This is a genomic window from Pantoea sp. EKM20T (genome assembly GCF_011800485.1).
GTDB lineage: Bacteria > Pseudomonadota > Gammaproteobacteria > Enterobacterales > Enterobacteriaceae > Pantoea > Pantoea agglomerans.
The window spans coordinates 60,135-85,518 of record NZ_JAALFW010000005.1; the positions used below are offsets into that span (position 1 = coordinate 60,135).

Consider the following 25,384-nt stretch of genomic DNA (forward strand, 5'->3'; position numbering starts at 1 on the left):
CAGGGCGTCAGCGTTTGACGTCGGCTTGGGCCACGTGGCTGCTGGCCACTTAAGCCTGATCTTTATGCTGAAGAATCTCCCTCTGACAGTTGAAAATGTGCCGCTAAACGCCGGATAATCGCATGCCTTTTTATCTGGCCGCTTCTGGCGGCCAACTATCTGCGGCAAGGTAAACGTTTGCCTGCCGGGTAAAACCCGACAGTGACGCCGTCTACCCGCTTATTCCAGGGACAGCGATGGTCGCAGAGCGATCCACACAACAAAAATTTTTGAGGCTCAACTATGTCAACTGAATCACGCCCGGCCAGTGGAAAACTGGACGCCTGGTTCTCGATCTCGGCACGCGGCAGCAGCGTGCGCCAGGAAATTCTGGCCGGACTTACCACCTTCCTGGCGATGGTCTACTCCGTTATCGTGGTGCCAGGAATGCTGGGCAAGGCCGGTTTTCCCCCCACGGCCGTGTTTGTCGCCACCTGCCTGGTTGCCAGCTTTGGTTCCATCATTATGGGACTGTGGGCCAATCTGCCGATGGCGATTGGCTGTGCAATCTCCTTAACCGCCTTTACCGCTTTCAGCCTCGTGCTGGGCCAGCACATCAGCGTGCCGGTAGCGCTGGGCGCGGTGTTCCTGATGGGGCTGCTGTTTACTCTGATCTCAGTGACCGGCATTCGAGCCTGGATCCTGCGTAACCTGCCGATGGGCGTGGCGCACGGCACTGGCGTCGGAATTGGCCTGTTTTTGCTGCTGATTGCGGCAGACGGTGTAGGCCTGGTAGTGAAAAACCCGGCACCGGGCCTGCCGGTGGCGCTGGGGCACTTCACCACCTTTCCGGTAATGATGACGCTGCTGGGACTGGCAGCAATTATTGGACTGGAGAAGCGCCGGATGCCCGGCGGTATACTCATGACAATTATCGCCATTTCGCTGCTGGGGCTGATCTTCGATCCGGCGGTGAGCTACAAAGGATTGTTTGCGCTGCCCAGCCTGCGTGATGCCAGCGGTGAGTCGCTGCTGTTCAGCCTCGACATTATGGGCGCGATGCAGCCGGTCGTGCTGCCAAGCGTGCTGGCACTGGTGATGACGGCGGTCTTTGACGCTACCGGCACCATTCGCGCGGTCGCGGGTCAGGCAAATCTGCTGGATAAACAGGGCCAGATTATCAATGGTGGTCGTGCGCTGACTAGCGACTCCGTCAGCAGCCTGTTCGCGGGTCTGGTGGGCGCGTCACCGGCTGCGGTTTATATCGAATCGGCGGCAGGAACGGCGGCGGGAGGTAAAACCGGTCTTACCGCGATTGTGGTCGGCCTGCTGTTCCTTGCCATTCTGTTTATGTCACCGCTGGCGTATCTGGTGCCGGCTTACGCCACCGCGCCTGCATTAATGTATGTGGGTTTGCTGATGCTCAGTAATGTGGCGAAAGTCGACTTTAATGATTTTGTCGATGCGATGTCGGGCCTGTTAACGGCGGTGATTATCGTGCTCACCTGTAACATCGTCACGGGCATTATGATCGGCTTCGCCAGCCTGGTCGTGGGGCGTCTCTTCGCGGGGGAATGGCGTAAGCTCAACGTCGGCACCGTCATTATTGCTATCGCGCTGGTGGCGTTTTACGCCGGTGGCTGGGCGATCTGACTGTACAACCGGGCGTGCGGCTGCACGTCCGGAATTTTTCACTATTTTCCCGCCCGGCGCACGCGTAGCTGACAATCTTCACCGCAGTTTGTTTTACACTTTAGCGCTTAACCAATGATTGAAAGAAACGACGCCTAAGGAAAGCATGGAAATCTTTTTTACAATTCTCATCATGACGCTGGTCGTGTCGCTCTCTGGCGTTGCGGCTCGTATCCTCCCTTTTCAGATCCCGTTGCCGCTGGTTCAGATCGCCGTGGGTGCGATGCTGGCCTGGCCAACTTTTGGTCTGCATGTCGACTTTGACCCGGAGCTGTTTCTGGTGCTCTTTATTCCGCCGCTACTGTTCGCGGATGGCTGGAAGACGCCGATCAGTGAGTTCCTGCATCATGGTCGCGAGATAATTGGCTTAGCACTGGCGCTGGTCCTGATTACCGTGATCGGCATCGGCTATCTGATCTACTGGCTGGTACCAGGTATCCCGCTGATCCCTGCCTTTGCGCTGGCGGCGGTGCTGTCACCGACCGATGCCGTGGCGCTCTCAGGCATTGTCGGTGAAGGCCGTATTCCCAAGAAGATTATGTCGATCGTGCAGGGCGAAGCCCTGATGAATGACGCTTCGGGCCTGGTATCGCTGAAATTTGCCGTGGCAGTCGCCATGGGTACCATGGTGTTTACCTGGGGCGGTGCCAGCGTTGAGTTCCTGAAAGTGGCGGTGGGTGGTCTGATTGCGGGTGTCGCGATCTGCTGGCTCTACGGTAAGTCACTGCGCCTGCTCAGCCGCTGGAGCGGTGACGATCCGGCTACCCAGACCGTACTGCTGCTGCTGCTGCCGTTCGCCTCTTACCTGATTGCTGAACATCTGGGTGTCTCAGGCATCCTGGCGGCCGTGGCTGCCGGTATGACCATCACCCGTTCCGGTATTATTCGTCAGGCACCGCTGGCGATGCGCCTGCGTGCCAACAGCGTCTGGCAGATGCTGGAGTTCGTCTTTAATGGCATGGTCTTCCTGATGCTGGGCCTGCAGTTGCCGGATATTCTGCAGACCTCTGTTGATCAGGCGCAGGCCGATCCGAACGTCGAGCTCTGGATGCTGTTTGCCGATATCGGGCTGGTCTATGCCGCGCTGATGATCGTGCGTTTTGGCTGGCTGTGGATTATGCAGCGCTTCAGCAAACGCCTGCTGAAGAAGAAGCCGCTGGAGTTCTCCAACTACTCGTTGCGTGAACTGCTGATCGCCTCCTTTGCGGGTGTGCGCGGCGCGATTACCCTGGCCGGTGTCCTGTCGATTCCGCTGTTCCTGACCAACGGCGAGCCTTTCCCGGCGCGTTATGAACTGGTCTTTATCGCCACCGGCGTGATTCTCTTCTCGCTGTTGGTAGGGGTAGTGATTCTGCCGATTCTGCTGCGCGGCATTGATACTATTGATAAAGGCGCGCACCGTCGCGAGTTGCAGAATGCGCGAGCGGTAATGGCAGGCGCAGCCATTGAGAGCCTGCACAAGATGGAAGAGCGGCTGGAGAATGAGTCGGAAGAGAACATCGACCCGGAGCTGCTTAAAGAGGTGAGTCTGCGGGTGATTGGCAACTTACGTCGTCGCGCTGAAGGGAAGAATGACCTTGAACACGCGCTGTTCGCCGAGAACCTGGAGCGTCGCTTCCGCCTGACCGGACTGCGTGCCGAACGTGCTGAGGTCTATCATCTGCGCGCCACCCAGCAAATCTCCAATGAGACGATGCAGAAGTTACTGCACGACCTGGATCTGCTGGAAGCGCTGCTGATCGAAAAAGAGGAGTAAGTCCTGACTGGCACGCCTGCGCGTTAATGCGGCGTGCCAGCCTTTCACACCGACAGGCGCGGCGGCTCATCCGGCCAATGCTCGCGACAACAGGCTATCCACGCCTGCGCACTGCGCGACAGATAACTCCCTTCCCGCCAGATCAATCCCAGACTCCACTTCAGCTCCGATTCCAGCGGCAGCCACAGCAGCGACTGCTTATCCAGCCGCTGACAGATCGGCTCCGGCAGAATCGCCAGCCCCATCTCCGCCTGCACCATCGCCGCCAGAAAATCCCACTGTCCGCTGCGAACCGCCACCGTTGGCGTCAGGTTGAGCCGCTGAAACGCCTGCATCAGCTGACGATTCAGCGAGAACTCCTCATTAAAAATCAGCAGTGGATGCTCTGCCAGTTCTGCCAGTCCAATCTGCTGGCGGCTGAGCCACTCCGGGCGACGCGGCAGCAGTACGCAGAGCGGATGATGCATCAGGGGCAGGGTGTTCAGCGGCAGCTCGGCATCGACCGGTAGCGCGGTCAGGGCGATATCCAGACTGCCCGCCAGCACCGCCTGTTGGACGGTCAGACCGCCGAACTCAGAGATTTTCAGCTTCACACCGGGATAGCGGCGGCGAAACGCGGAAATCGAACCGGCGATCTGCATACCGACCATCGGCGGAATACCCAGTCGCAGCTCACCGGTTTTGAGCTGGTTAATGTCACCAATCTCCGCTTCCAGCTGATGAAACTCCTGCAGGATCGCCAGGCCGCGCTGATAGACCGCCTGGCCGCTGTCGGTGAGGTGCAGACGACGACCATCGCGCAGGATCAGCGTGCAGCCCAGCTCCTCCTCCAGCTGGCGCAGCATTTTGCTGATGGTCGGTTGTGTCACAAACAGCTTCTGCGCCGCACGGGTAAAGCTTTGCTGGCGTACGACTTCAGTAAAGTAACGCAGGGCGCGGACATCCATAACTATTCCTTTCAGGCATGATTTCGATAATTTTAATTCATTTTTTTCACCTTCTGTTGACGATTTATACTGGTGACATCAATTTAATCGGGGAGACAAGGTGATGGCGTTAGCGCTCACTTTACGCAGCAACCGCGCAGTGCAATGGCTCAGCCTGCCGCTCCAGCTGGGTTTCTATATCGGCCTGTTTATCGCCTGCGACCGGCTGGTGAGCTGGCTGCATCTGCCGCTGCCCGCCAATATCGTCGGGATGCTGCTGCTGCTGGCGTTAATCGTGACGCGGATTGTGCCGCTGAACTGGGTGAAAGCCGGGTCACGCTGGCTGCTGGCCGAGATGCTGCTGTTCTTTATTCCGGCGGTGGTGGCGGTGGTGAACTATGGCGATCTGCTGCGGGTTGATGGCTGGCGCATCTGTGTGGTGATTGGCGTCAGTACGCTGCTGGTGCTGGCCTCGACTGCCTGGGTGGTGGACCGGCTTTATCATTATGAAGTCGCGCGTGCCGCGCGTAAGCAGGATCCGCATGCGTGATTTTCTGCTCAGCCTGCTGTGTGTAGCCGTTACGCTGCTGGTTTATGCGCTGAATAAACGGCTTTATCGCCGCTGGCGGACGCTGCTGCTGATGCCACTGGTGATGACGCCGCTGGTGCTGGTGGCATTGCTGCTGCTGACGCATATCAGCTGGCAGGATTACATCGCCGAAAACCACTGGCTGCTCTGGCTGCTGGGGCCAGCGACGCTGGCGTTTGCGGTGCCGGTCTATGAGAACGTGGAAATTATTAAGCGCCACTGGCTGTCGCTGAGCGCGGGCGTAGTGACCGCGACGCTGGTCGCCGTCTGCAGTTCCGTCTGGCTGGCGCGGCTGTTAACCCTGCCGGAGTCGATTCAGCGCAGCCTGGCCGTGCGCTCTATCACCACGCCGTTTGCGCTGGCTGCGGCGGGTCCGATTGGCGGGCAGCCCGATCTGGTGGCGCTGTTCGTGGTGATTACAGGCGTGTTTGGCATGGCAATCGGCGACGTGCTGTTTCTGCGGCTCGCCATTAAGCAGGGCGTGGCGAAAGGCGCGGGATTCGGTGCGGCGTCACACGGTGCCGGCACGGCACGCGCCTATCAGATTGGCGAGCAGGAGGGCGTGGTCGCCAGCCTGGTAATGATGCTCTCTGGCGTGGTGACCGTGGTGCTGGCTCCGCTGATTGGGCACCTGATGTGGACAATATAGGCTACACTCCGTCGCACAGGGGCTGGTCTGCGCTGAGACACGTATTTTTACGTAAAGTTTTCCAGATTTTGTTGTCTCCCCATTTCAGGCTGTTAACCTTGCGGCCGAATTAATTGTCCTTTCACGGAGTGGAATCATGTTTAAGCAACTTGTTGCCGGGAGCGCCCTCGGGCTGGTTTTAATGAGCGGTGCCGCTCAGGCGATTGAAGGCAGTGTTGATGTCAGCGAACACAACACCAACCTGAATGTGGGTCTGGGCACCACAACACCCGGTCTGTTTCTGAAAGGTAACTGGCTGCGTAGCGACCATGACGGCAGCACCTACGGTGCCGGTCTGGGTTACAACGTTGATTTCGGACCGCTGCGTCTGGCGCCGACCGCAAAAGCGATCTTCACCCATCCTGAAGATGGGAAAGATGGATTTGCGGTGGCGCTGGGTGGTGCAGCACACTACAGCTTCAACAGCATGTGGGGCCTGTATGGCGAATATTATTACGCGCCAGAGTCTTTCACCGATCAGCTCGACAGCTATCAGGAAGCCGGTGGCGGCCTGAGCTTCACGCCGGTTTCACTGCTTAACCTGCGTGTGGGTTATCAGTATATCGAACTGAACAACAAAGATGGACGCAAAGATAACGTGCTGGTCGATGGCCCGTACGTGGGTGCATCGCTGCGCTTCTGATTCTGCTGCGCAAAAGAAGAGGGCGACTACTTCGGTAGCCGCCCTTTTTTATTGCCTGCTCGTTATGAACGAAAAGCCACGATCAGTGCGCTTTGCCCTGTTCGATGCCGGTGCCGGTCTGCGAGCGGATAAACTGTGCACGGAAGCGTGAACGTTCTTCTGCGCCCTGCTGCGAATGGTCGGTAATGGAGAAGAGCCAGATGCCCACGAAGGCCACCGCCATGGAGAACAGCGCCGGATACTCATAGGGGAAAATCGCCTTCGCGTTGCCCAGCACCTGTACCCACACCGTCGGGCCGAGGATCATCAGGATAACGGCGGTCAGCAGACCGAGCCAGCCGCCCACCATCGCGCCGCGCGTCGTGAGTTTTGACCAGTACATCGACAGCAGGATGATCGGGAAGTTACAGCTGGCCGCAATCGAGAAGGCCAGCCCGACCATAAAGGCGATGTTCTGTTTCTCAAACAGTATACCCAGCGCAATCGCCACCACGCCCAGCGCCAGCACGGTAATTTTTGAAACCCGCAGTTCATCTTTCTCGCTCGCCTGACCTTTACGATACACGCTGGCATAGAGGTCGTGAGACACCGCCGATGCACCCGCCAGGGTTAAGCCTGCGACAACGGCCAGAATCGTGGCGAAGGCAACCGCAGAGATAAAGCCCAGGAAGGTGCTGCCGCCCACGGCGTTCGCCAGATGCACCGCCGCCATATTGGTGCCGCCAATCAGCGCGCCGCTGGCATCTTTAAAGGCCGGATTAGCGCCCACCAGCAGGATGGCACCGAAGCCGATAATAAAGGTCAGGAAGTAGAAGTAACCCATAAAGCCGGTGGCCCAGAAGACGCTTTTACGTGCCTCTTTAGCATCCGCTACGGTGAAGAAGCGCATCAGGATATGCGGTAATCCGGCTGTACCAAACATCAGCCCCAGCCCCAGCGACAGCGCCGAGATAGGATCTTTAACCAGTCCGCCAGGCTGCATAATCGCGATGCCTTTTGGATGGACCGCCATCGCTTCGGTGAACAGCGTATTAAAACTGAAACCGGTCGCCTTCATTACCATGACCGCCATGAAGGTGGCGCCAAACAGCAGCAGCACGGCTTTGATGATCTGCACCCAGGTGGTGGCCAGCATGCCGCCAAACAGCACATACATCACCATCAGAATGCCGACCAGGACTACCGCAACATGGTAGTTAAGGCCAAACAGCAACTGGATCAGTTTACCGGCCCCGACCATCTGCGCGATCAGGTAGAGCGCCACGACCACCAGTGAGCCGCAGGCTGACAGCGTGCGGATCGGCATCTGCTTCAGACGATATGAGGCGACATCGGCAAACGTGTAGCGACCCAGGTTGCGCAGTCGCTCGGCGATTAAAAACAGAATCATCGGCCAGCCAACCAGGAAGCCGAGCGAGTAGATCAGCCCGTCATAACCAGAGGTGTAAACCAGCGCCGAAATGCCCAGGAACGAGGCGGCCGACATGAAGTCACCCGCCATCGCCAGGCCATTCTGGAAGCCAGTGATATTGCCGCCCGCGGTGTAGTAGTCATTACGTGATCGGGTGCGCTTTGAGGCCCAGTAAGTAATTCCCAGCGTGGCCCCGACGAAAATCGTAAACATGATAATCGCCTGGTAGTTGGTCGCCTGGCGCTGCACGGCACCGGTTATCGCATCGGCAGCCAGTGCTGAAAACGGCAGCATTAAGGCCAGCAGCCATAAGGTGAGACGAGTCATGATTTCACCTCGCTGAGGATCGCTTTCGTTAAACGGTCAAACTCACCGTTGGCACGCCAGACATAGACGCCGGTCAGCACAAACGACATCACAATCAGCCCGACCCCAATCGGGATACCGCGCGTGACGTTGGTGCCGGCATGCAGCGGCGTACCGAGCCAGCCGGGGGCAAACGCGATCAGCAGGATAAAGCCGACATAGAGCACCAGCATGATCAGCGACAGCAGCGTCGCGAACGCCTGACGCTTACGGACTAACTCATGAAAAAGGGGATTACGCTCAATCTGTTGATTGATGGCATCCTGATTCGAAAGGGCGTCATTCATCACATTTTCTCCAGAGGGCTTGCAGGCGAGAACCTCGCGACAGGGCGCGGATTCAGCTGGTTATAATATTTGTGACTACCGAAACAGACTGCGTAGGGCGGGTGTGGCGGGAAGCGATCTTCCCGCCGGACAGCGTGCGCTTAAGGCATTTTGATCGACTGTTTCTCCTCAAGCAGTTTTTCTACTACGCCAGGATCGGCGAGCGTAGAAGTATCACCAAGATTACTGGTATCCCCGGTGGCAATTTTGCGCAGAATACGCCGCATGATTTTGCCGGAGCGGGTTTTCGGCAGTGAGTCGGTCCAGTGCAGTACATCCGGTGTGGCTATCGGGCCAATCTCTTTACGGACCCACTGGCGCACTTCGGTGTACAACTCCGGCGACGGCTCTTCGCCATGATTCAGCGTGATATAGGCATAAATCGCCTGGCCTTTGATGCTGTGCGGAATCCCCACTACCGCCGCTTCGGCAATTTTAGGGTGCGAGACCAGCGCCGATTCTATTTCGGCGGTGCCGAGTCGGTGACCGGAAACATTGAGTACGTCATCGACGCGTCCGGTGATCCAGTAGTAGCCATCTTCATCACGACGGGCACCATCACCACTGAAGTAGACATTTTTAAAGGTAGAGAAGTAAGTCTGCTCGAAACGGTCGTGATCGCCATAGAGGGTACGTGCCTGACCCGGCCACGACTCGGTGATCACCAGATTGCCTTCACAGGCGCCTTCCTGTGGCTGACCTTCGTTATCCACCAGCGCGGGCTGCACGCCAAAGAACGGTCGGGTGGCGGAACCCGCTTTCAGCTCGGTCGCACCCGGCAGCGGCGTGATCATGAAGCCGCCGGTTTCGGTCTGCCACCAGGTATCAACAATCGGGCAGCGGCTGTTGCCGATTTTCTTGTAGTACCACTCCCAGGCTTCCGGGTTAATTGGCTCACCGACCGATCCCATAATGCGCAGGCTGCTGCGGTCGGTGCCGGCAATCGCCTTATCACCTTCCGCCATCAGCGCACGGATGGCAGTGGGCGCGGTGTAGAGCAGCGTGACTTTATGTTTATCAACCACTTCTGCCATACGGCTCGGCGTTGGCCAGTTCGGCACCCCTTCAAACATCAGTGTGGTGGCGCCACAGGCCAGCGGGCCATAAACCAGATAGCTGTGGCCCGTCACCCAGCCAACATCAGCGGTGCACCAGTAGATATCATCCTGATGGTAATCAAAGACGAACTTAAAGGTGGTCGCGGCATAGACCAGATACCCGCCGGTGGAGTGCAACACGCCTTTGGGTTTGCCGGTTGAACCGGAGGTATAAAGGATAAACAGCGGATCTTCCGCGCCGACTTCTGCGGCAGCGTGATTGGTGCTCGCGTTCAGCATCAGGTCGTGCCACCACTGATCGCGGCCTTCAACCCAGCCCACATCTTTACCAGTGCGCTGGAACACCACCACGTTTTTCACGCTGGTGACATTAGGATTTTTTAACGCGTCATCGACATTTTTCTTCAGCGGAATGCTGCGACCGGCGCGGATCCCTTCATCGGCTGTGATTACCAGCGAGGCGCTGGAATCGACGATGCGGCCCGCGACCGCCTCTGGTGAGAAACCGCCAAAGATCACCGAGTGAACGGCACCGATACGCGCACAGGCCAGCATCGCTACTGCGGCTTCCGGCACCATCGGCATATAGATTGCCACCACGTCGCCTTTTTTCACTTCCAGCAGTTCCAGCACGTTGGCGAAGCGACAGACTTCTGCATGCAGCTGGCGGAAAGTCAGGGTTTTGCTTTCGCTGGCGTCGTCGCCCTCCCAGATAATCGCCGGGTGATCGCCGCGCGTGGCTAAATGACGGTCAAGGCAGTTTGCCGCCAGGTTGAGCGTGCCATCTTCGTACCAGCGAATGTTAATGTTACCTGGTGCAAACGAGCAATTTTTCACTTTGCTGTAAGGCTTGATCCAGTCAAGGATTTTGCCCTGTTCGCCCCAGAAACTGTCTGGATCGTCGACAGATTGCTGATACATCGCCTGATACTGTTCTGCAGTAATCAGGGTGTTTGCTGCAATATTCTCTGGAACGGGATGTTTGTGTATTTGGCTCATGGCGGATCTCCTTGAAGATGTTAATGATATGTCAATCAATGGTTAATTAAAGCCTGCGCCAGAGCTTTGTTTCTTTTTTGCGCCACAGATCACGTGATACACATCCCCCGAGAAGCGTTAAGCCATTCTGATCTATCAGGTTAACGCTCTGGCGGCTCTGGAGAAGTCAGGCATCGCTTTTACGCTTTTATCCTGAATAAAAAGCGAGCAAACGCGCCGGATCAGTTTTTAATCGTTTCTGCATAGCTATGCGTAAATTCATCGAAGTAATACTTTTCATAACAGCAGGTTAGGGTTTTTCAGCTCCAGCAGCACTTTATGCTGCTTAGATGGTGAACTTTTAATCGGATCCGCCAGGGGTTGCATTTACCACAGTGAAAATGGTACTTATCTCGCCCCTGTTCTGCAGGTATCAACTCAGACCGCGTCTGAAAATGGGTATGGGAATCATCAGATTTTCATACGAGGCGCTGTTTCAAGACACCCTCTAATTTACCGGGCTTTTTGCTCACTCCCTGTGTGTATTGTCTTCTGCACCTTCGCAGTAGAGAGAAACGGGTTTTGACTGAGGAAATTACACGTTATGAAAGGTTTTAAAATCAGCCTGGCCTGGCAGATTCTGACAGCCCTGGTGCTTGGCATCGTTGTGGGTGCTGTGTTGCATAATCAGCCAGACAATCGTGAATGGTTAGTCACCAACATTCTCAGCCCGGCAGGCGATATCTTTATTCATCTTATCAAGATGATTGTGGTACCGATTGTGATTTCATCCCTGATTGTCGGCATCGCTGGCGTGGGTGATGCAAAGAAGCTGGGACGCATCGGCGTCAAAACGATTCTCTACTTTGAAGTGATCACCACCATTGCCATTGTGGTCGGTATTACGCTGGCCAACGTATTTCAACCCGGCACCGGCATTGATATGTCAACGCTGGCAACGGTGGACATCTCTAAATATGAAGCGACAACGGCAGAGGTACAGGGCGGTCCGCACAGCCTGGTGACCACCATTCTGTCGCTGATCCCGCAGAATATTTTCGCCTCAATGGCGAAGGGCGACATGCTGCCGATTATCTTTTTCTCGGTGCTGTTTGGCTTAGGCCTGTCGTCACTGCCGTCAGAACAGCGCGATCCGCTGGTGAACCTGTTCCGTGGCATTTCTGAAGCGATGTTTAAAGTGACGCACATGATCATGCGCTATGCCCCGGTGGGTGTGTTTGCGCTGATTGCGGTGACGATTGCTAACTTCGGCTTTGCCTCGCTCTGGCCGCTGGCTAAGCTGGTGCTGCTGGTTTACGCGGCAATTCTGTTCTTCGCCTTTGTGGTGCTGGGCGGGGTGGCGCGCTTCTGTAAGCTGCGGATTACCACGCTGATGCGTATCCTGAAGGATGAGCTGATTCTCTCTTACTCCACTTCCAGCTCGGAAACGGTGCTGCCGCGTATCATGGAGAAGATGGAAGCCTACGGCGCGCCGAAAGCGATCACCAGCTTCGTGGTGCCGACCGGTTACTCGTTTAATCTGGATGGTTCAACGCTTTATCAGAGTATCGCGGCGATCTTTATTGCGCAGCTGTATGGCATTGACCTGTCGCTGACCGACGAGATTGTGCTGGTAATAACGCTGATGGTGACCTCGAAAGGTATCGCTGGCGTGCCAGGCGTCTCCTTCGTGGTGCTGCTGGCCACGCTGGGCAGCGTCGGCATTCCTCTGGAAGGTCTGGCGTTTATCGCCGGTGTTGACCGCATCATGGATATGGCGCGTACCGCGCTGAACGTGGTTGGTAATGCGCTGGCGGTGCTGGTGATTGCCCGCTGGGAAAACCAGTTCGACGTCGAAAAGGCGAAAGAGTATGAGCTGGAGCTGCGGACACAGACCGCAAGCTGAACACGGCATTAACGTAAGAATGGGCTCAACGAAAGTTGGGCCTTTTTTTATGAGATTTTTCATGTCAGATATACAGGTTGACCGAGAATTAAATAGTTATAATTTTATAACCAAAAACCATGTTTATACGACAGGGATATTGTGATTATGATTGATTATAGTTATATTCCGTTGCGGTGAGTTGACTGTGTTCTTTGACAACATGGAGTGTTGACGGATGCCAGAAATTAACTGGACGAAAAAGGCATTGAAACAGCTTTATGGGCTGCCTCAGAAAGAGGGTAACGCTATTGAAGATGCTGTAGAGGCGCTGGCTAAATGGCCGGATATTCCCCATCTGAAAGTCGAAAAACTGACTGATGATAAACAGAAGCGAATGAAGCTGGTAGTAGGTCACTACCGCGTACTCTGGAAGATAGAGAAAGGTCAGCCAGTAGTGATAGATATACTTGAAGTCGTAAGAAGAACATCGACCACGTACAAAAAGCGCTAGCAGTGTGGCAGGAGCAATGTGCGTCATCAATAAGTTCTGTGCAGCCGGGTTTAGCGTTCCGCTGCACAGGCAGGCGATCAGACAGTGTTGCCTGCCGTACCAGTAAGGAGTGATTACCCATGAATGCTATACAGTTTCTGACGGACGAGCGCGGGAACCGCACTGGTGCTGTCATCCCTATAGAGCTGTTTAATAAGCTCATGGCTGAACGTCATTTAGATGATGTGTTTGAGTCTGTCCCTTATGAAGTGGGTCCAGACGATGATGAAACGATTCCTCACGATGTAATGAAAATCAGCCGACGGCAATCTGTTCCTTTGCATGTTGCCTGGCGTTTGCATCGTCACCTGTCACAGGAAGAGGTGGCGAATAAACTTGGCATCACGCAGGCTGGCGTGTCGAAGTTAGAGTCGAGAAAGAAACCTCAAAAACAAACGCTTGAGAAGCTGGCTGCTTTATATGGCTGCAGAACGTCACAACTTTATATTGATTAAATGGATGCGCTTTTAACCTGCGATTGGTGGTTTTTAATTGGCTGACGCGGCTCCCTCGCGATGTCGAATGGTGCCCTCAGAACCCATTATGAGGCAGGCAATTGATCACTATTTTCTGATACCTGACTAAACAGTGGATGTCGCTGAAGAACAAAACGTGCATCGCTCAGTCGGATACCAGCATTGCCTGCGCAAAGACGGCGTAAAACCATCCCCGGGGTCTTGGCTGCCGGTTCACTCGCCTCGTCCATGCGGCGGACGCTTAACTCCGTCAATGCTGGTATCCGCCTTCTCATCCACCTCGGGTACAGATTGTCAGAAGGACAAAAACCAGGAAAGGACATCTTACTCCAGCAGGCCTTTTTCAACGTTTATGTCCGACTCAAGCCTCTTTTCAAGCAGCCATAAAAAAGCCTGAGGGATGAAAAGGTTCACCTGAAGAGTAAAGCGTCCCACGCCAGGGACGGCGTGGGACGAGCGTCATGGATGACGAATGCGCCTTTACGATCAGGTGAACCTATTCTGACCTGCACCAGTCTCCCAGCGATTCCACTAACATGCACCGCACCCAGGTCGTAATGCTTATACTCATCACTCACCCAACCTGATCCCCCGCAACATGACTCACCCCACATCCATCGAAAAAAGATCTCACCCAATGAATTAATCATTCGTTATGATAGTTAGTAATTTGAATAATTTATTCCTTTGCGGAGCCCGCCATGAAACTCGACCTCAGCCAGATGATCACCGAAGGCCGCAACCCGGCCAGCCAGAATATTGACGAACTTTCCACCGAAGCGATGCTGCGCGTAATCAATGATGAAGATAAAAAGGTAGCGCTGGCGGTTGAGGCCATCGTGCCGCAGATTGCCGCCGCCGTTGACGCCATCTGCGCCGCCTTCCAAGCCGGTGGACGACTGATCTATTGCGGTGCAGGCACCTCCGGTCGGCTGGGCATACTGGATGCCAGCGAATGCCCACCTACCTTTGGCACACCCCGCGAGCAGGTTATCGGCCTGATTGCAGGAGGCCATACCGCCATACTCCAGGCGGTAGAAAACGCGGAAGACAACCGGGAGCAGGGCGCGCAGGATCTGAAAGATATCCACTTCAGCCGCCACGATGTGCTGGTTGGCATCGCCGCCAGCGGTCGCACACCCTACGTACTGGGCGCGCTGGCATACGCGAACGAACTTGGCGCAACCACTGTATCGCTCACCTGTAATCCAGGCAGCGCCATGTCGCAGGTTGCCGCGATTGCGCTCACGCCGGTGGTCGGCCCCGAAGTGGTCACCGGGTCTTCCCGTATGAAAGCGGGCACGGCGCAAAAACTGGTGCTCAACATGCTCACTACCGGGTCGATGATCCGCAGCGGAAAAGTGTACGGCAACCTGATGGTCGATGTGGAAGCCACCAATCAGAAACTGGTACAGCGTCAGGTTAACATCGTCATGCAGGCCACTGACTGTGGTGAGGCGACGGCCAGCGCCGCGCTCACCGCCTGTGGCGGACACTGCAAAACCGCCATCCTGATGGTACTGGCTGACCTGGCTGCTGATGAGGCGAAAGCGCTGCTCAGTCAGCATCAGGGCTTTATCCGTCAGGCTTTACAGGCAGCGGGAGCACGCTAATGGCCAGAATCACCGAGGCACTGTTGCGCGACATCCTGCAGGCGGTCGGTGGCGCGCAAAATATCGCGGCCTGTGGTCACTGCATGACGCGGCTCCGCCTGACGCTCAATCAACCGGGAGAGAGTGATCTGGCAAGGTTAAAAAGCCTGCCGGGCGTCTTAGGCGTTATCGACAGCGAGGCACAGTTACAGATTGTGCTGGGACCTGGCAAGGCGCAAACCGCCGCCGAAGGGATGCAGAACCTGCTGGCTCAGGGTGATACCGCGCTTGCACCGCAGGGCCAAACAGCGGAACTAAGCCTGCTTGCGGCGCAGCAGAAGCAGCAGCTAAAGGCGAAACAGACCAGCGGCGTGCATCAGTTCCTGTCGCGCTTCGCCACCATCTTCACTCCGCTGATTCCGGGCTTTATCGGCGCGGGGCTGCTGCTGGGATTTGCCACGCTGATTGAACAGAGTCTCCACCTCACTGCACCCGGTGACCACGCGCCCTGGCTGCTGCATACCGTGGCGTACATGAAAGTCTTCGGTAAAGGGCTGTTCACTTTTCTCAGCATCCTGATTGGCTACAACGCGCAAAAAGCGTTTGGCGGCAGCGGCGTCAATGGCGCAATCATCGCCTCGCTGTTTGTGCTCGGCTATGTGCCCACGGCTACCACCGGCTACTACAGCGGCATGGAAAACTTCTTTGGCCTGGCGATCGACCCGCGCGGCAACATTATTGGCGTGCTGATGGCGGCGATTATCGGGGCCTGGATTGAAAAACAGCTGCGTAAAATCATTCCCGACAATCTCGATATGATCCTCACCTCGTTGTTTACGCTGGTGATCACCGGCGCCATCACCTATCTGTTGATCATGCCGCTGGGCGGCGAACTGTTTAAAGGGATGTCGTGGCTGTTTATCCATCTCAATAACAATCCCTTTGGCTGTGCGCTGCTGGCCGGGCTGTTCCTGATCGCGGTGATGTTCGGCATCCATCAGGGCTTTATTCCGGTCTACTTTGCGCTGATGGAAACCCAGGGTTTTAACTCGCTCTTCCCGATTCTGGCGATGGCGGGAGCAGGCCAGGTCGGCGCATCACTGGCATTGTGGTGCAAAGCAGAAAAAGGGGCGCTGCTGCGGGCGCAGATCAAAGGCGCTATCGTGCCGGGGCTGCTTGGCGTCGGTGAACCACTGATCTACGGCGTCACCTTGCCGCGCCTCAAGCCCTTTATCACCGCCTGTGGCGGCGGTGCGCTGGGCGGGTTCTTTATCGGGCTGGTAGCGTGGCTGGGTTTACCGGTCGGGATGAACACGGTATTCGGACCCTCCGGCCTGGTCACGCTGCCACTGATGACCTCCAGCCAGGGGATCTTCGCTGGCATGGCGGTCTATCTGGCCGGGCTGATGGTGGCCTGGATCGGCGGATTCCTGCTCACCTGGTGGTTTGGCACCCGTAATGTCGACCTCAGCTGACCCGCTGCCGGAATTATCCAGTCCGGCTAACGGATGGATAATCAACCAAAAATGTGAAAGCCGCTACAAAGCGGCTTTATTATTGCCACTAATTTAACTTAAACGCTAAAGAGTAGGCAGAAGCATGCCGAAAACATAAAAAAAGGTAATCGTTATCTCTCAGCCCACAGTTTTCATGCCGACACTCAGACCGTCGCGTGCAGGACGTCGGGTCTCCAAGGACTTTTGATGCGTAACAACCAGCCTGTCTCTCAGCGTGAATATCTGTTCGACGATAATGCGACACTGATGTCGACCACCGATCTTAACAGCCACATCACCTACGCTAACGACGCGTTTATCGAGGCGAGCGGATTCACCGCCGACGAGATCAACGGCCAGCCGCATAACATGGTACGTCACCCCGATATGCCATCAGAAGCGTTTGCCGACATGTGGGCGACGCTGAAACAGGGTGAACCCTGGACGGCACTGGTCAAGAACCGCCGTAAAAATGGCGATCACTACTGGGTGCGGGCCAACGCCATTCCGGTAGTACGCGACGGTAAAGTGCAGGGCTACATGTCGGTGCGCACCAAACCCACGGCAGAGGAAGTGCGTCAGACTGAGGTGCTCTATCAGGATTTTCGTGAAGGCCGCGCCAGAGGGCGACGTTTTCACAAAGGCCTGCTGGTTCGCAGCGGCTGGCGTCGTCCCGCCTCAATCCTGAAGACGCTGCCCCTTCGCTGGCGGATCCGCACAACGCTGCTGACGTTACTGCCCCTCTCGGTGGCAGGCGTCTGGGCGCTGGGCATGACGCCCGCGGCACTGGCAGGCTTTACCGCGGGAATGGCTGCGCTGCTTCTGCTCTGTAGCCTGTGGCTGGAGCAGCAGATTTCACGCCCTATTGAGCGGATGTGCAAACAGGCGCTGAGCGTGGCAACCGGTGCCAGCCATAAAGTGGAGCAGATGGACCGCGTTGATGAGGTGGGTGTGACGCTGCGCGCCATCGGTCAGCTCGGATTGATGTTCCGCTGGCTGGTGGATGACGTCAGCGGCCAGGCGATCAATGTGCTGAGCGCCAGCGACGCCATCGCCCGCAGCAACAACGAACTCAGCCGCCGTACCGAACAGGCGGCTGCCAACGTGCAGCAGACTGCGGCCACCATGAACGAAATGACCGCCACGGTGAAGAGCAACACTGAAACTGCGCATGAGGCGAATACCCTCTCAGCCGGCACCAGCCACGCTGCCAGCAAAGGCGGCGAGGTGATGACCGAAATGATGGGCATGATGGGCGAAATTGCTGACAGTTCAAAGCGGATTGCCAATATTACCAGCGTCATCGACGGGATTGCGTTCCAGACCAATATCCTGGCACTGAACGCCGCCGTGGAAGCAGCGCGGGCCGGTGAGCAGGGCAAAGGCTTTGCGGTGGTCGCCGGAGAAGTGCGCAGCCTGGCGCAGCGCAGCGCCAAAGCCGCGAGCGAAATCAAAATGCTGGTTGAAACCAGCGCCAGCCGGGTCAACTCGGGCAATGAGCACGCCAGCGCGGCAGGCCGCACGATGCAGGATATCGTGTCGCAGGTGCAGAATGTCACCGCACTGATCGCCCAGATCAGCGCCGCCACGGCCGAACAGGCGACCGCGCTCAGCGAAGTCAGTTCAGCGGTGGAAGATCTTGATGATATCACCCACCAGAATGCCGCCCGCGTGACAGAAAGCGCCGAGGCTTCAGGTCGAATGACCCATCAGGCTAACCGTCTGGTCGAAGCGATCAGCGTCTTTCGTTAAGAGAAGAGATTCAGCGGCCCGGTTAAGAGGCCAGCGCCTGCGTGCCGTCGCGTCCGGCACGCAGTGCGCCTGGTGACTGACCGACAATCCGTTTAAAGGCGCGACTGAATGCCGCAATCGAGCCGTAGCCGAGATGATAAGCCACGGCTTCCACCGCTTCACCGTTGTTCACAATCCGCTGCACCGCCAGCCGCATCCGCAACTCCGTCAGATAGCGCAGCGGCGTCATGCCGGTGGCATTGAGAAACCGTCCGGCAAACACTGAGCGCGAACAGCCTGCCACGCTGGCCAGCCGCGCCACCGTCCAGTTTTCGCCTGGCTCCCGATGCATCGCAGCAATCGCCTGACTCAGACGTGGATCGCGCATCGCCTGCACCAGCCCACTGCGCTCGCCGCAGCCGTTTTCTACCCAGCCGCGCACAATCAGCGCGGCAACCACGTCTGCCAGACGCGACAGAATACCGGCGAATCCCGCCTGGCGGGTGAGCGACTCCCGCTCCATCGCCGCCAGAATCGGCTGAATCTCCGGGTATTGCGACAGCAGAGTACTCACCAGCATCACATCGGGCATGGTATTGATCAGCGGCTGCATGCCGCCGAGCTCAAACGCCATGCAGGCGCTGAACAGCAGCACGCTGTGCTCGTCATCACAGGCATCTTCCGGGGCTGCAATGGCGCAGACGCTGTCGCAGAGCGGCTTGCTCGCCATGTTCTTAATACACTGGCAGCTCGCCTCCTCACTGGAGATCAGGCTGTGGGGTTTGCCGTGCGGCACCAGCAGCGCATCGCCGCTGTTGAGCTGAAACACCTCGCCGGAGGCGCTGCGCACCATCAGTGAGCCGCGTCCGACAAAGTGGAACTGCGCCCGGCCCGGCGCGTGATCATAACGCAGCCCGAACGGCGCGCTCACTGCGATACGCTGATAGTTCACGCCATAGAGGCGCATCCCCATCAGCAGCTCGCTGGTCAGATCTCCATAGTGGCTCATGTGATTCCAGACGAATTATCAAAAATGAAGGTGTAAGCATCATAGATCGTCCTGACACGGCGTTCTATGCTCACACTCACTTTTTTATCTTCCGGAGAAGCAGCATGAGTCTGACAACCGAAGTGGCTGATGAGGTTTCCTCGCCGACCCGTCCCGCGTGGGGCGCGGTATTTGCTATGGCATTTGGGGTGTTCAGCCTCATCACCGCCGAATTTTTACCCGTGAGTCTGCTGACGCCGATGGCTCACAGCCTGGGCGTATCCGAAGGCCAGGCGGGACAGACCGTCACCATCACCGCGCTGGTGGCGCTGTTTACCAGTCTGGTCACCGGCAGCGTCACGCGGCGCATCGACCGCCGCATCGTCATGCTGGTCTTTTCGTTGTTGCTGATCGCTTCGGCACTGATGGTGGCGTTTGCGGCTGACCTGACGGTGATCCTGCTGGCGCGGGTGCTGCTGGGTATGGCCATTGGCGGCTTCTGGACACTCTCAACCGCCATCACCATGCGCCTGGTTCCCACCGATCAGGTGCCGCGTGCGCTCTCTATCGTCTTCAGCGGTATCTCGCTGGCGACGATTATCGCTACGCCACTGGGCAGCTATCTCGGCGGACTGGTGGGCTGGCGCAACATCTTTATGCTGACTGCCGGACTGGGTGCGGTGGCGCTGCTGTGGCAGTTCTTTACCCTGCCCGCCATGCCGGCAGAGAACAAAGCCCGCAACGGCGGGGTGCTGGCGCTGCTGCGTATTGGTGTGATGCGCTGGGGAATGCTGGCGGTAATCATGATGTTTACCGGTCACTTCGCCTTCTTCACCTATCTGCGTCCATTTCTGGAAAGCGTTGCGCAGCTCAACCTTAATCAGCTGTCGCTGGTGCTGCTGGCCTTTGGTGTGGCGAACTTCTTTGGCACCTCGCTGGCCGGTTTCCTGGTCACCCGCAGCGTATCACTGACCCTGAGTGGCATGGCGCTGTTGATGAGTGTCACCGCGCTGCTGCTGGTGAGCTTTGGCGATGTCAGCTGGATGGTAGGTGCAGGCGTGGCGATCTGGGGTATGGCGTTTGGTTCGATGCCAACCGGCTGGTCAACCTGGATTTCGCGCGCGGTGCCGGATGATGCGGAGTCAGGCGGCGGTTTACTGGTTGCCACCATCCAGCTGGCGATTACTGTCGGCGCGGCGGCGGGCGGCTGGATGTTTGACCTGCGCGGCGCAGGCGGTGTGTTCGTTGCCAGCGGAGTGCTGATGCTGCTGGCCGCGCTGACCATCTTCACCCGGGTACGACATCACGGTTAAATCCTCAAGGGCAGCAATATATGCTGCCTTTTTTTATGGGGGTAGATTATTAACCTTTTGAGTGATAACTGTGCGAAATGTGCTTTTTATCATCAATTTTACTGAACGAGTTAAGCAAAACCCTCCGCTTTTTACTGATCAACTTCCGGACTAATATATCTATCAACAAGGCAGAACGCCTTACCTGATAAAAATTAACCGAGGAATTGACCATGAAATCTATCAAAACTTTTGCAGCTGTTATCGCGCTTTCTGTTCTGCCATTCGCCAGCTTCGCCCAATCTGTGACCGCCATCGACTCTACGCTTGATGGTGCTGAAGCGAAAATCGCTGCGCAGGCTCAGGAAGCTGGTGCTTCATATAAGATCACTGAAGCTTACACCAACAACGGCGTTCACATGACCGCTGAGCTGCTGAAATAAGTTAAGTTTTACCCTCTTGTGCTGACAGGACGCCTTTGGGCGTCCTGGCGGCGTTTATCCGCTAATAATCCTGTTCCTTTCCCCCCGAAATAATTATTATTCTCAAAAACAATTCTGCATCTGACTGCTGGTCAGCTGTTTCTGGTTGCAATGTCGGGCTTTCTTTTCACTGCGTCTGCAGTGGATTAACTATGGAGAAGTTATGAAAGCGATTACCAATACGTGCCGGACCCTGCGTCCGCTGTTACTGGCTACGGCCCTGTTCTCTGCCTCAGGATGGCTGGCGGTGCAGGCTGAAGATCTCAATCAGGCCGTGGGTAAAGGCGTCTATGAACTGGCAGTCAGCCCGAAAGATAACGCGCTGTTCGTGGCGACAGCGCAGAACAGCAGCGGTGACGGCGGCACAGTTTTCCGTCTCGACCCGGCGACGCTGGCGGTACAGCAGTCGATCAACACGGAGCTGAAATCGTTCGGCGCGGCGATCAACCCGCAAACCAACGTGCTCTACATCGGCAACACCGTAAACGGCTCGGTTACGGCCATTGACGCCAGCAGCGGCAAAGTGCTCAACACGCTGGTGCTGGATAGCCGTAAGCGCAGTGAGACAGTGCGCCCATTGCAGCCGCGTCAGGTGGCGGTTGATGCTAAAACTAACCGGGTTTATATCACTGGCCTGGGACCGCAAAGCGTGGTCTGGGTGGTGGATGGCAGCACGCTGAAGCTTGTCAGTACCATCCCGAATACCGGTAAAATGGGCACCGGCCTGGCGGTAGATTCAGACGTGCAGAAGGTCTACGTCACCAACGGTGATGGTGAACTGGTGACGATCAATGCGCGCACCAATGCCATTGAGAAAAAGCAGAAGATTGACGGAGATAAAGAGCACTTCTTCCTGAACATCGCGCTGGATACGCGCGGTCAGCGCGCCTTCCTGACGGATTCAAAGCAGGCGCAGGTGCTGGTGGTTGATCTGCGTAATCAGCAGGTGATTCAGCGGATTGATGTGCCGGAATCGCTGGCGGTGCTGTTTAATGGTGAGCGCGATGAGCTTTATGTCACGCATCGTAAAGCGGGTGAAGTCAGCATCATCGACGCCAGCAGCTATAAGGTGAAGCGCACGGTGAAAACCCCGGCGCTGCCTAACAGTCTGGCACTCTCGGCAGACGGCAAGGTGCTTTATGTCAGCGTGAAACAACCTGGCTCGCGTAAGGCGCCGCCAAAAAATCCTGACAGCGTGATGCGTATTGCACTGTAAGGCGTGACGTCCCGGGCACTGCTGTGTTGAAGCTGTTTTACATCCGGTCTTTGTAAACGAGAAAGCCACTCTGACGAGTGGCTTTTTATTTAAACAGAATCGCTTTCGCCGTTTTGAGGGTTCAGATGCGAAAGGCCACTCTTTTTCCGGTCGGAAGTTCCACATCAAGACTGAGTTTTCCGCCCATTGCTTCGACATAGCGTTTCAGCGTGGCAACCTTAATCTCATTTCCGCGTTGCTCAATCTGAGCAACGGCAGGCTGACGCACGCCCATGGCCTCGGCGAGCGTCTTTTGTGATAACTGAAGCTCTTCGCGAATCATCTGAAGCCCGACTTCCAGAATCATTTCATCAGACATTTTTTTGATTCGCGCCTGACTCTCAGGGGAGAAGTCGGCGATAACATCATCCAGGGTTCTCATTAATTATTTCCCTTCTCCTGTTCAGCCAGCCAGGCTGAAAATTCATCGTCAGCGATGCGTATCATTCGGATATAAAAACGTTTGTCATGACTCTTATCTCCGGCACATAACACAATAGCCTGGCGGACAGGGTCAAATGCATAAAATGCCCGAATTGGCTTTCCTGAAAACTGTACGCGGAGTTCTTTCATATTCCTGTACTGCGAGCCCTTGAGAGTATCAGCATAAGGGCGAGGCAAATCAGGGCCGTATACTTTTAACTTTCCCAGATCCGCTAACATTTTTTCCTGCAGGGCTTCTTCCTGCTCACTTAGCCAGCTTTCAAAGCGCGGGCTCAGGAGTACGGTCCACATGACATACTTCCTTGTATATATTCCGTCATACAGGGTACAGATTATAAGCTACAGCTTATAAATTCAAGCCAGAGAACACGCATGACGGCTGATTTAAGCATTAAAAAAGCCCGCTTTCGCGGGCCAGGAGCAGCACATCTCTGCTGTTACAGGAGTCCTGCAGGTTCTTTGCGGGATGATCCGTGGCTGAGGAGAGTGGGGTGGAAATCGACCCGTGCCGCCATACTTAAGTAGTTACACCTCTTCCGACGCTTCGCGCATCATCTCATCGTGCGGAACATCATCCAGAATCTGTTCAAAGCTGCGCAGACGCTTATAGATCGACATCAGTTCGATCAGCGTCGACCAGGAGGCGATCAGATACTGGAACGAGCCGCGCACCTGATCAAACACGTTGGTGATCTGGTTGAGTAAGCCCAGCGTGATGGTGCCCGCCACAATGGATGGAAACAGCAGGAACAGACCAAACACGTTATCAACCTGCAGATAGAGAATGCGGGTGATGTTGAAGTAGAGATAGTGAAAGTAGAGACGGAAGTAGTTAACCCGCACCCGACTGAACAACTCCTGAACCGTCTGCGGTGTGGCACGATCGGCATTGTCTTCGCCGTAGACCAGTTCTTTACGGTAGGCGGCTTCAACCCGCTGATTGCGGAACTCCAGCCCCGGCAGCTTAATCCCTACCAGCGCCAGCAAGCCAGTACCAAACACTGACCAGAGCACAGCGGCAATCACCAGTGCGTAAGGAATATTGCCGAGGATGGGAATATCTTTCACGTGATGGGAGAGCGCGACCAGCACCGGTAAAAACGCCACCAGCGTCATAATCGCCTGAATAAAACTGACACCCCAGTTTTCCAGCGTGGTCGCAAACCGCATGGTGTCTTCCTGCACACGCTGTGCGGCACCTTCGACATGACGCAGACGCTGCCAGTTGTGCATGTAGTAGTTATTCATGGCGCTACGCCAGCGGAAAACCCAGTGGCTGATAAAGAAGGAGTTGAGTACGCCAATCACCACTGCGATTAATGCGATGCCGAGAAAAGAGAAAACCTCATGGTAAAACTCCGCAATCTGCACCGATCCCGCTTTGGTTAACGCTTTCTGAATCAGATCATAAAACGGTCCATACCAGGCGTTAATGGCCACTCCGACCTGCACGCCAAACCAGGTCACAAAGATGATCAGCGCGGAGCCCCAGACTGACCAGCGTTGCCATGGATGCGCATCAATCAACCGCCAGGCCCCGGCAAAAATGGCTACCATGATCCAGTAATAGAGGTAGAACCAGAGCTGACTCACGGCGATAAAACGCGCTGCCGTCGTCGGCAGGGGCTGTTTCATTGCTGTTTCAAAGGTGGGCCAGATGCCGGGCAGATGCGCGGCAAAGCCGAACCAGGCAAAAATCGCTACTAAGCTCCAGACAGCCGCAGAGCTGAAAAACAGCGCTGGCCGCGGAAAAAAAGACTTAAACATAGGCACTCCGCTGTTGTGTGTTGCCTGTTATAACGTTTTTGACGGGTCGCTGTCTGTAGTCTGTTGTTTCTGCTAATGACAGGAGGGGGATAGATGTTAATGAAATTGTGCGGTTTTGTTTCCTGGAACTAAATCTTTGTGAATGGCAGTGTTACAATAGGTTGTTTGTTACCGGTAACAAACAGGCTCCTGGCCTGTATCTGCTGATAAAAACCATTACAACGCAACCACCTATTTTTTTCATACCGCCGGTCAGCGCGGGAATGAGGCAATGTCATGTCAGAACAAAAAAAGGGTCATTCACGCAGGGATTTTTTGCTGAAGACAATCACCCTGGCGCCTGCAATGGCGGTAGGTTCCACAGCGATGGGTGCACTCTCCCTGCCGCTGGCCACACAGGCGGCTGAAACCCCGGCCACGCCACAGCAGGCGCGCGACTACCAGCCGAACTGGTTCACCGCCGAAGAGTTTGCTTTTATTACCGCCGCCGTGGCACGGCTTATCCCCAGCGATGAACGCGGGCCTGGTGCGCTGGAAGCGGGCGTGCCTGAGTTTATCGATCGTCAGATGAATACGCCGTATGCCACGGGGTCGAACTGGTATATGCAGGGGCCGTTTAACCCCGACCTGCCGAAAGAGCTGGGCTATCAGCTGCCGCTGGTGCCACAGCAGATCTACCGCCTCGGTCTGGCCGATGCCGATAATTACAGCAAAAAGCAGCACGGCAAGGTGTTCGCCCAGCTCAGTGGCGAGCAGCAGGATGCCTTACTGCAGGCGATGGAAAGTGGCAGTGCTGAATTCAGCCAGCTGCCGGCAAAAGTCTTCTTTAGCTTCCTGTTGCAGAATACCCGTGAAGGCTTCTTCAGCGATCCTATACACGGCGGGAATCAGGGCATGGTCGGCTGGAAGCTGATTAACTTCCCTGGCGCACGCGCCGACTTTATGGACTGGGTAGAGCGCGGCGAACGTTATCCGTTCCCGTCAGTGTCGATTCGCGGGGAGAGAAGCTAA

Annotated in this window: 23 protein-coding genes; 15 read left to right on the forward strand and 8 right to left on the reverse strand. The window is 56.1% G+C overall.

Annotation, left to right across the window (positions count from 1 at the left end):
• The first annotated feature begins 282 nt into the window (after positions 1 to 282).
• Both HFD94_RS10620 and HFD94_RS10625 read left to right on the forward strand, forming a co-directional pair.
• A complete protein-coding gene (locus HFD94_RS10620; RefSeq protein ID WP_022625223.1) occupies positions 283 to 1,632 on the forward strand; it encodes an NCS2 family permease in 1,350 nt (449 codons plus the stop codon).
• A gap of 145 nt (positions 1,633 to 1,777) precedes the next feature.
• Positions 1,778 to 3,427, forward strand: a complete 1,650-nt coding sequence (locus HFD94_RS10625) for a Na+/H+ antiporter (RefSeq protein ID WP_010252155.1) — start codon at positions 1,778 to 1,780, stop codon at positions 3,425 to 3,427.
• A 44-nt stretch (positions 3,428 to 3,471) separates the two neighbouring features.
• Here the strand turns inward: HFD94_RS10625 and HFD94_RS10630 are convergent, their stop codons facing one another.
• Positions 3,472 to 4,374, reverse strand: a complete 903-nt coding sequence (locus HFD94_RS10630; RefSeq protein ID WP_010252153.1) for a LysR family transcriptional regulator — start codon at positions 4,372 to 4,374, stop codon at positions 3,472 to 3,474.
• A 103-nt stretch (positions 4,375 to 4,477) separates the two neighbouring features.
• Between HFD94_RS10630 and HFD94_RS10635 the strand changes: the two genes are divergently transcribed.
• From HFD94_RS10635 to HFD94_RS10645, 3 genes are all read left to right on the forward strand, one after another.
• Positions 4,478 to 4,903, forward strand: coding sequence for a CidA/LrgA family protein (locus HFD94_RS10635; protein WP_010252151.1), 426 nt, complete (start codon positions 4,478 to 4,480; stop codon positions 4,901 to 4,903).
• Positions 4,896 to 5,591: an LrgB family protein gene (locus HFD94_RS10640; RefSeq protein ID WP_010252149.1), complete on the forward strand. Its 696-nt coding sequence runs from the start codon at positions 4,896 to 4,898 to the stop codon at positions 5,589 to 5,591. Before HFD94_RS10635 ends, HFD94_RS10640 begins: the two co-directional genes overlap by 8 nt.
• Positions 5,592 to 5,727: 136 nt before the next feature.
• Positions 5,728 to 6,273 (forward strand): YfaZ family outer membrane protein, encoded by a 546-nt coding sequence (locus HFD94_RS10645; RefSeq protein WP_010252147.1) that lies wholly within the window; start codon positions 5,728 to 5,730, stop codon positions 6,271 to 6,273.
• An 82-nt stretch (positions 6,274 to 6,355) separates the two neighbouring features.
• Here HFD94_RS10645 and HFD94_RS10650 read toward each other — a convergent pair whose 3' ends face one another.
• The 3 genes from HFD94_RS10650 to acs all read right to left on the reverse strand — a co-directional run bounded on the left by HFD94_RS10650 (position 6,356) and on the right by acs (position 10,433).
• Positions 6,356 to 8,011, reverse strand: coding sequence for a cation acetate symporter (locus HFD94_RS10650; protein ID WP_022625224.1), 1,656 nt, complete (start codon positions 8,009 to 8,011; stop codon positions 6,356 to 6,358).
• Positions 8,008 to 8,337, reverse strand: a complete 330-nt coding sequence (locus HFD94_RS10655; RefSeq protein ID WP_010252143.1) for a DUF485 domain-containing protein — start codon at positions 8,335 to 8,337, stop codon at positions 8,008 to 8,010. The genes HFD94_RS10650 and HFD94_RS10655 overlap by 4 nt, the downstream gene beginning before the upstream one ends.
• A 140-nt stretch (positions 8,338 to 8,477) precedes the next feature.
• Positions 8,478 to 10,433, reverse strand: coding sequence for an acetate--CoA ligase (gene acs / locus HFD94_RS10660; protein WP_010252142.1), 1,956 nt, complete (start codon positions 10,431 to 10,433; stop codon positions 8,478 to 8,480).
• 583 nt (positions 10,434 to 11,016) lie between these two features.
• On the opposite strand from acs, the gene gltP reads away from it, so the two are divergent.
• The 6 genes from gltP (at position 11,017) to HFD94_RS10690 (ending at position 18,166) form a co-directional block, all read left to right on the forward strand.
• Entirely contained in the window at positions 11,017 to 12,318 is a 1,302-nt protein-coding gene (gltP, locus tag HFD94_RS10665; protein ID WP_010252141.1) for a glutamate/aspartate:proton symporter GltP, read from the forward strand.
• A 217-nt stretch (positions 12,319 to 12,535) separates the two neighbouring features.
• Positions 12,536 to 12,811, forward strand: a complete 276-nt coding sequence (locus HFD94_RS10670) for a type II toxin-antitoxin system RelE/ParE family toxin (protein WP_010252139.1) — start codon at positions 12,536 to 12,538, stop codon at positions 12,809 to 12,811.
• A gap of 119 nt (positions 12,812 to 12,930) precedes the next feature.
• On the forward strand, positions 12,931 to 13,305 hold the full coding sequence (locus tag HFD94_RS10675; RefSeq protein WP_033780420.1) for a helix-turn-helix domain-containing protein: 375 nt from the start codon (positions 12,931 to 12,933) through the stop codon (positions 13,303 to 13,305).
• A 722-nt stretch (positions 13,306 to 14,027) separates the two neighbouring features.
• Complete coding sequence (gene murQ / locus HFD94_RS10680; RefSeq protein ID WP_122889190.1) at positions 14,028 to 14,939, forward strand: N-acetylmuramic acid 6-phosphate etherase; 912 nt, start codon at positions 14,028 to 14,030, stop codon at positions 14,937 to 14,939.
• Entirely contained in the window at positions 14,939 to 16,393 is a 1,455-nt protein-coding gene (gene murP, locus HFD94_RS10685; RefSeq protein WP_122889191.1) for a PTS N-acetylmuramic acid transporter subunit IIBC, read from the forward strand. The genes murQ and murP overlap by 1 nt, the downstream gene beginning before the upstream one ends.
• Positions 16,394 to 16,621: 228 nt before the next feature.
• Positions 16,622 to 18,166 (forward strand): PAS domain-containing methyl-accepting chemotaxis protein, encoded by a 1,545-nt coding sequence (locus tag HFD94_RS10690; protein ID WP_010252127.1) that lies wholly within the window; start codon positions 16,622 to 16,624, stop codon positions 18,164 to 18,166.
• 22 nt (positions 18,167 to 18,188) lie between these two features.
• Here HFD94_RS10690 and HFD94_RS10695 read toward each other — a convergent pair whose 3' ends face one another.
• Positions 18,189 to 19,154 (reverse strand): AraC family transcriptional regulator, encoded by a 966-nt coding sequence (locus HFD94_RS10695; RefSeq protein ID WP_033770846.1) that lies wholly within the window; start codon positions 19,152 to 19,154, stop codon positions 18,189 to 18,191.
• 104 nt (positions 19,155 to 19,258) lie between these two features.
• Between HFD94_RS10695 and HFD94_RS10700 the strand changes: the two genes are divergently transcribed.
• The 3 genes from HFD94_RS10700 to HFD94_RS10710 all read left to right on the forward strand — a co-directional run bounded on the left by HFD94_RS10700 (position 19,259) and on the right by HFD94_RS10710 (position 22,123).
• Complete coding sequence (locus HFD94_RS10700) at positions 19,259 to 20,446, forward strand: MFS transporter (RefSeq protein ID WP_010252123.1); 1,188 nt, start codon at positions 19,259 to 19,261, stop codon at positions 20,444 to 20,446.
• 212 nt (positions 20,447 to 20,658) lie between these two features.
• Positions 20,659 to 20,868: a DUF1471 domain-containing protein gene (locus HFD94_RS10705; protein ID WP_009092571.1), complete on the forward strand. Its 210-nt coding sequence runs from the start codon at positions 20,659 to 20,661 to the stop codon at positions 20,866 to 20,868.
• Positions 20,869 to 21,070: 202 nt separating this feature from the next.
• A complete protein-coding gene (locus HFD94_RS10710) occupies positions 21,071 to 22,123 on the forward strand; it encodes a YncE family protein (RefSeq protein WP_167433129.1) in 1,053 nt (350 codons plus the stop codon).
• 121 nt (positions 22,124 to 22,244) lie between these two features.
• Here the strand turns inward: HFD94_RS10710 and HFD94_RS10715 are convergent, their stop codons facing one another.
• From HFD94_RS10715 to sbmA, 3 genes are all read right to left on the reverse strand, one after another.
• Positions 22,245 to 22,544 (reverse strand): helix-turn-helix domain-containing protein, encoded by a 300-nt coding sequence (locus HFD94_RS10715; protein WP_010252120.1) that lies wholly within the window; start codon positions 22,542 to 22,544, stop codon positions 22,245 to 22,247.
• On the reverse strand, positions 22,544 to 22,897 hold the full coding sequence (locus HFD94_RS10720; RefSeq protein WP_010672045.1) for a type II toxin-antitoxin system RelE/ParE family toxin: 354 nt from the start codon (positions 22,895 to 22,897) through the stop codon (positions 22,544 to 22,546). The genes HFD94_RS10715 and HFD94_RS10720 overlap by 1 nt, the downstream gene beginning before the upstream one ends.
• 234 nt (positions 22,898 to 23,131) lie before the next feature.
• On the reverse strand, positions 23,132 to 24,373 hold the full coding sequence (sbmA, locus tag HFD94_RS10725; RefSeq protein WP_010672044.1) for a peptide antibiotic transporter SbmA: 1,242 nt from the start codon (positions 24,371 to 24,373) through the stop codon (positions 23,132 to 23,134).
• 276 nt (positions 24,374 to 24,649) lie between these two features.
• On the opposite strand from sbmA, the gene HFD94_RS10730 reads away from it, so the two are divergent.
• A complete protein-coding gene (locus HFD94_RS10730) occupies positions 24,650 to 25,384 on the forward strand; it encodes a gluconate 2-dehydrogenase subunit 3 family protein (RefSeq protein ID WP_033787533.1) in 735 nt (244 codons plus the stop codon).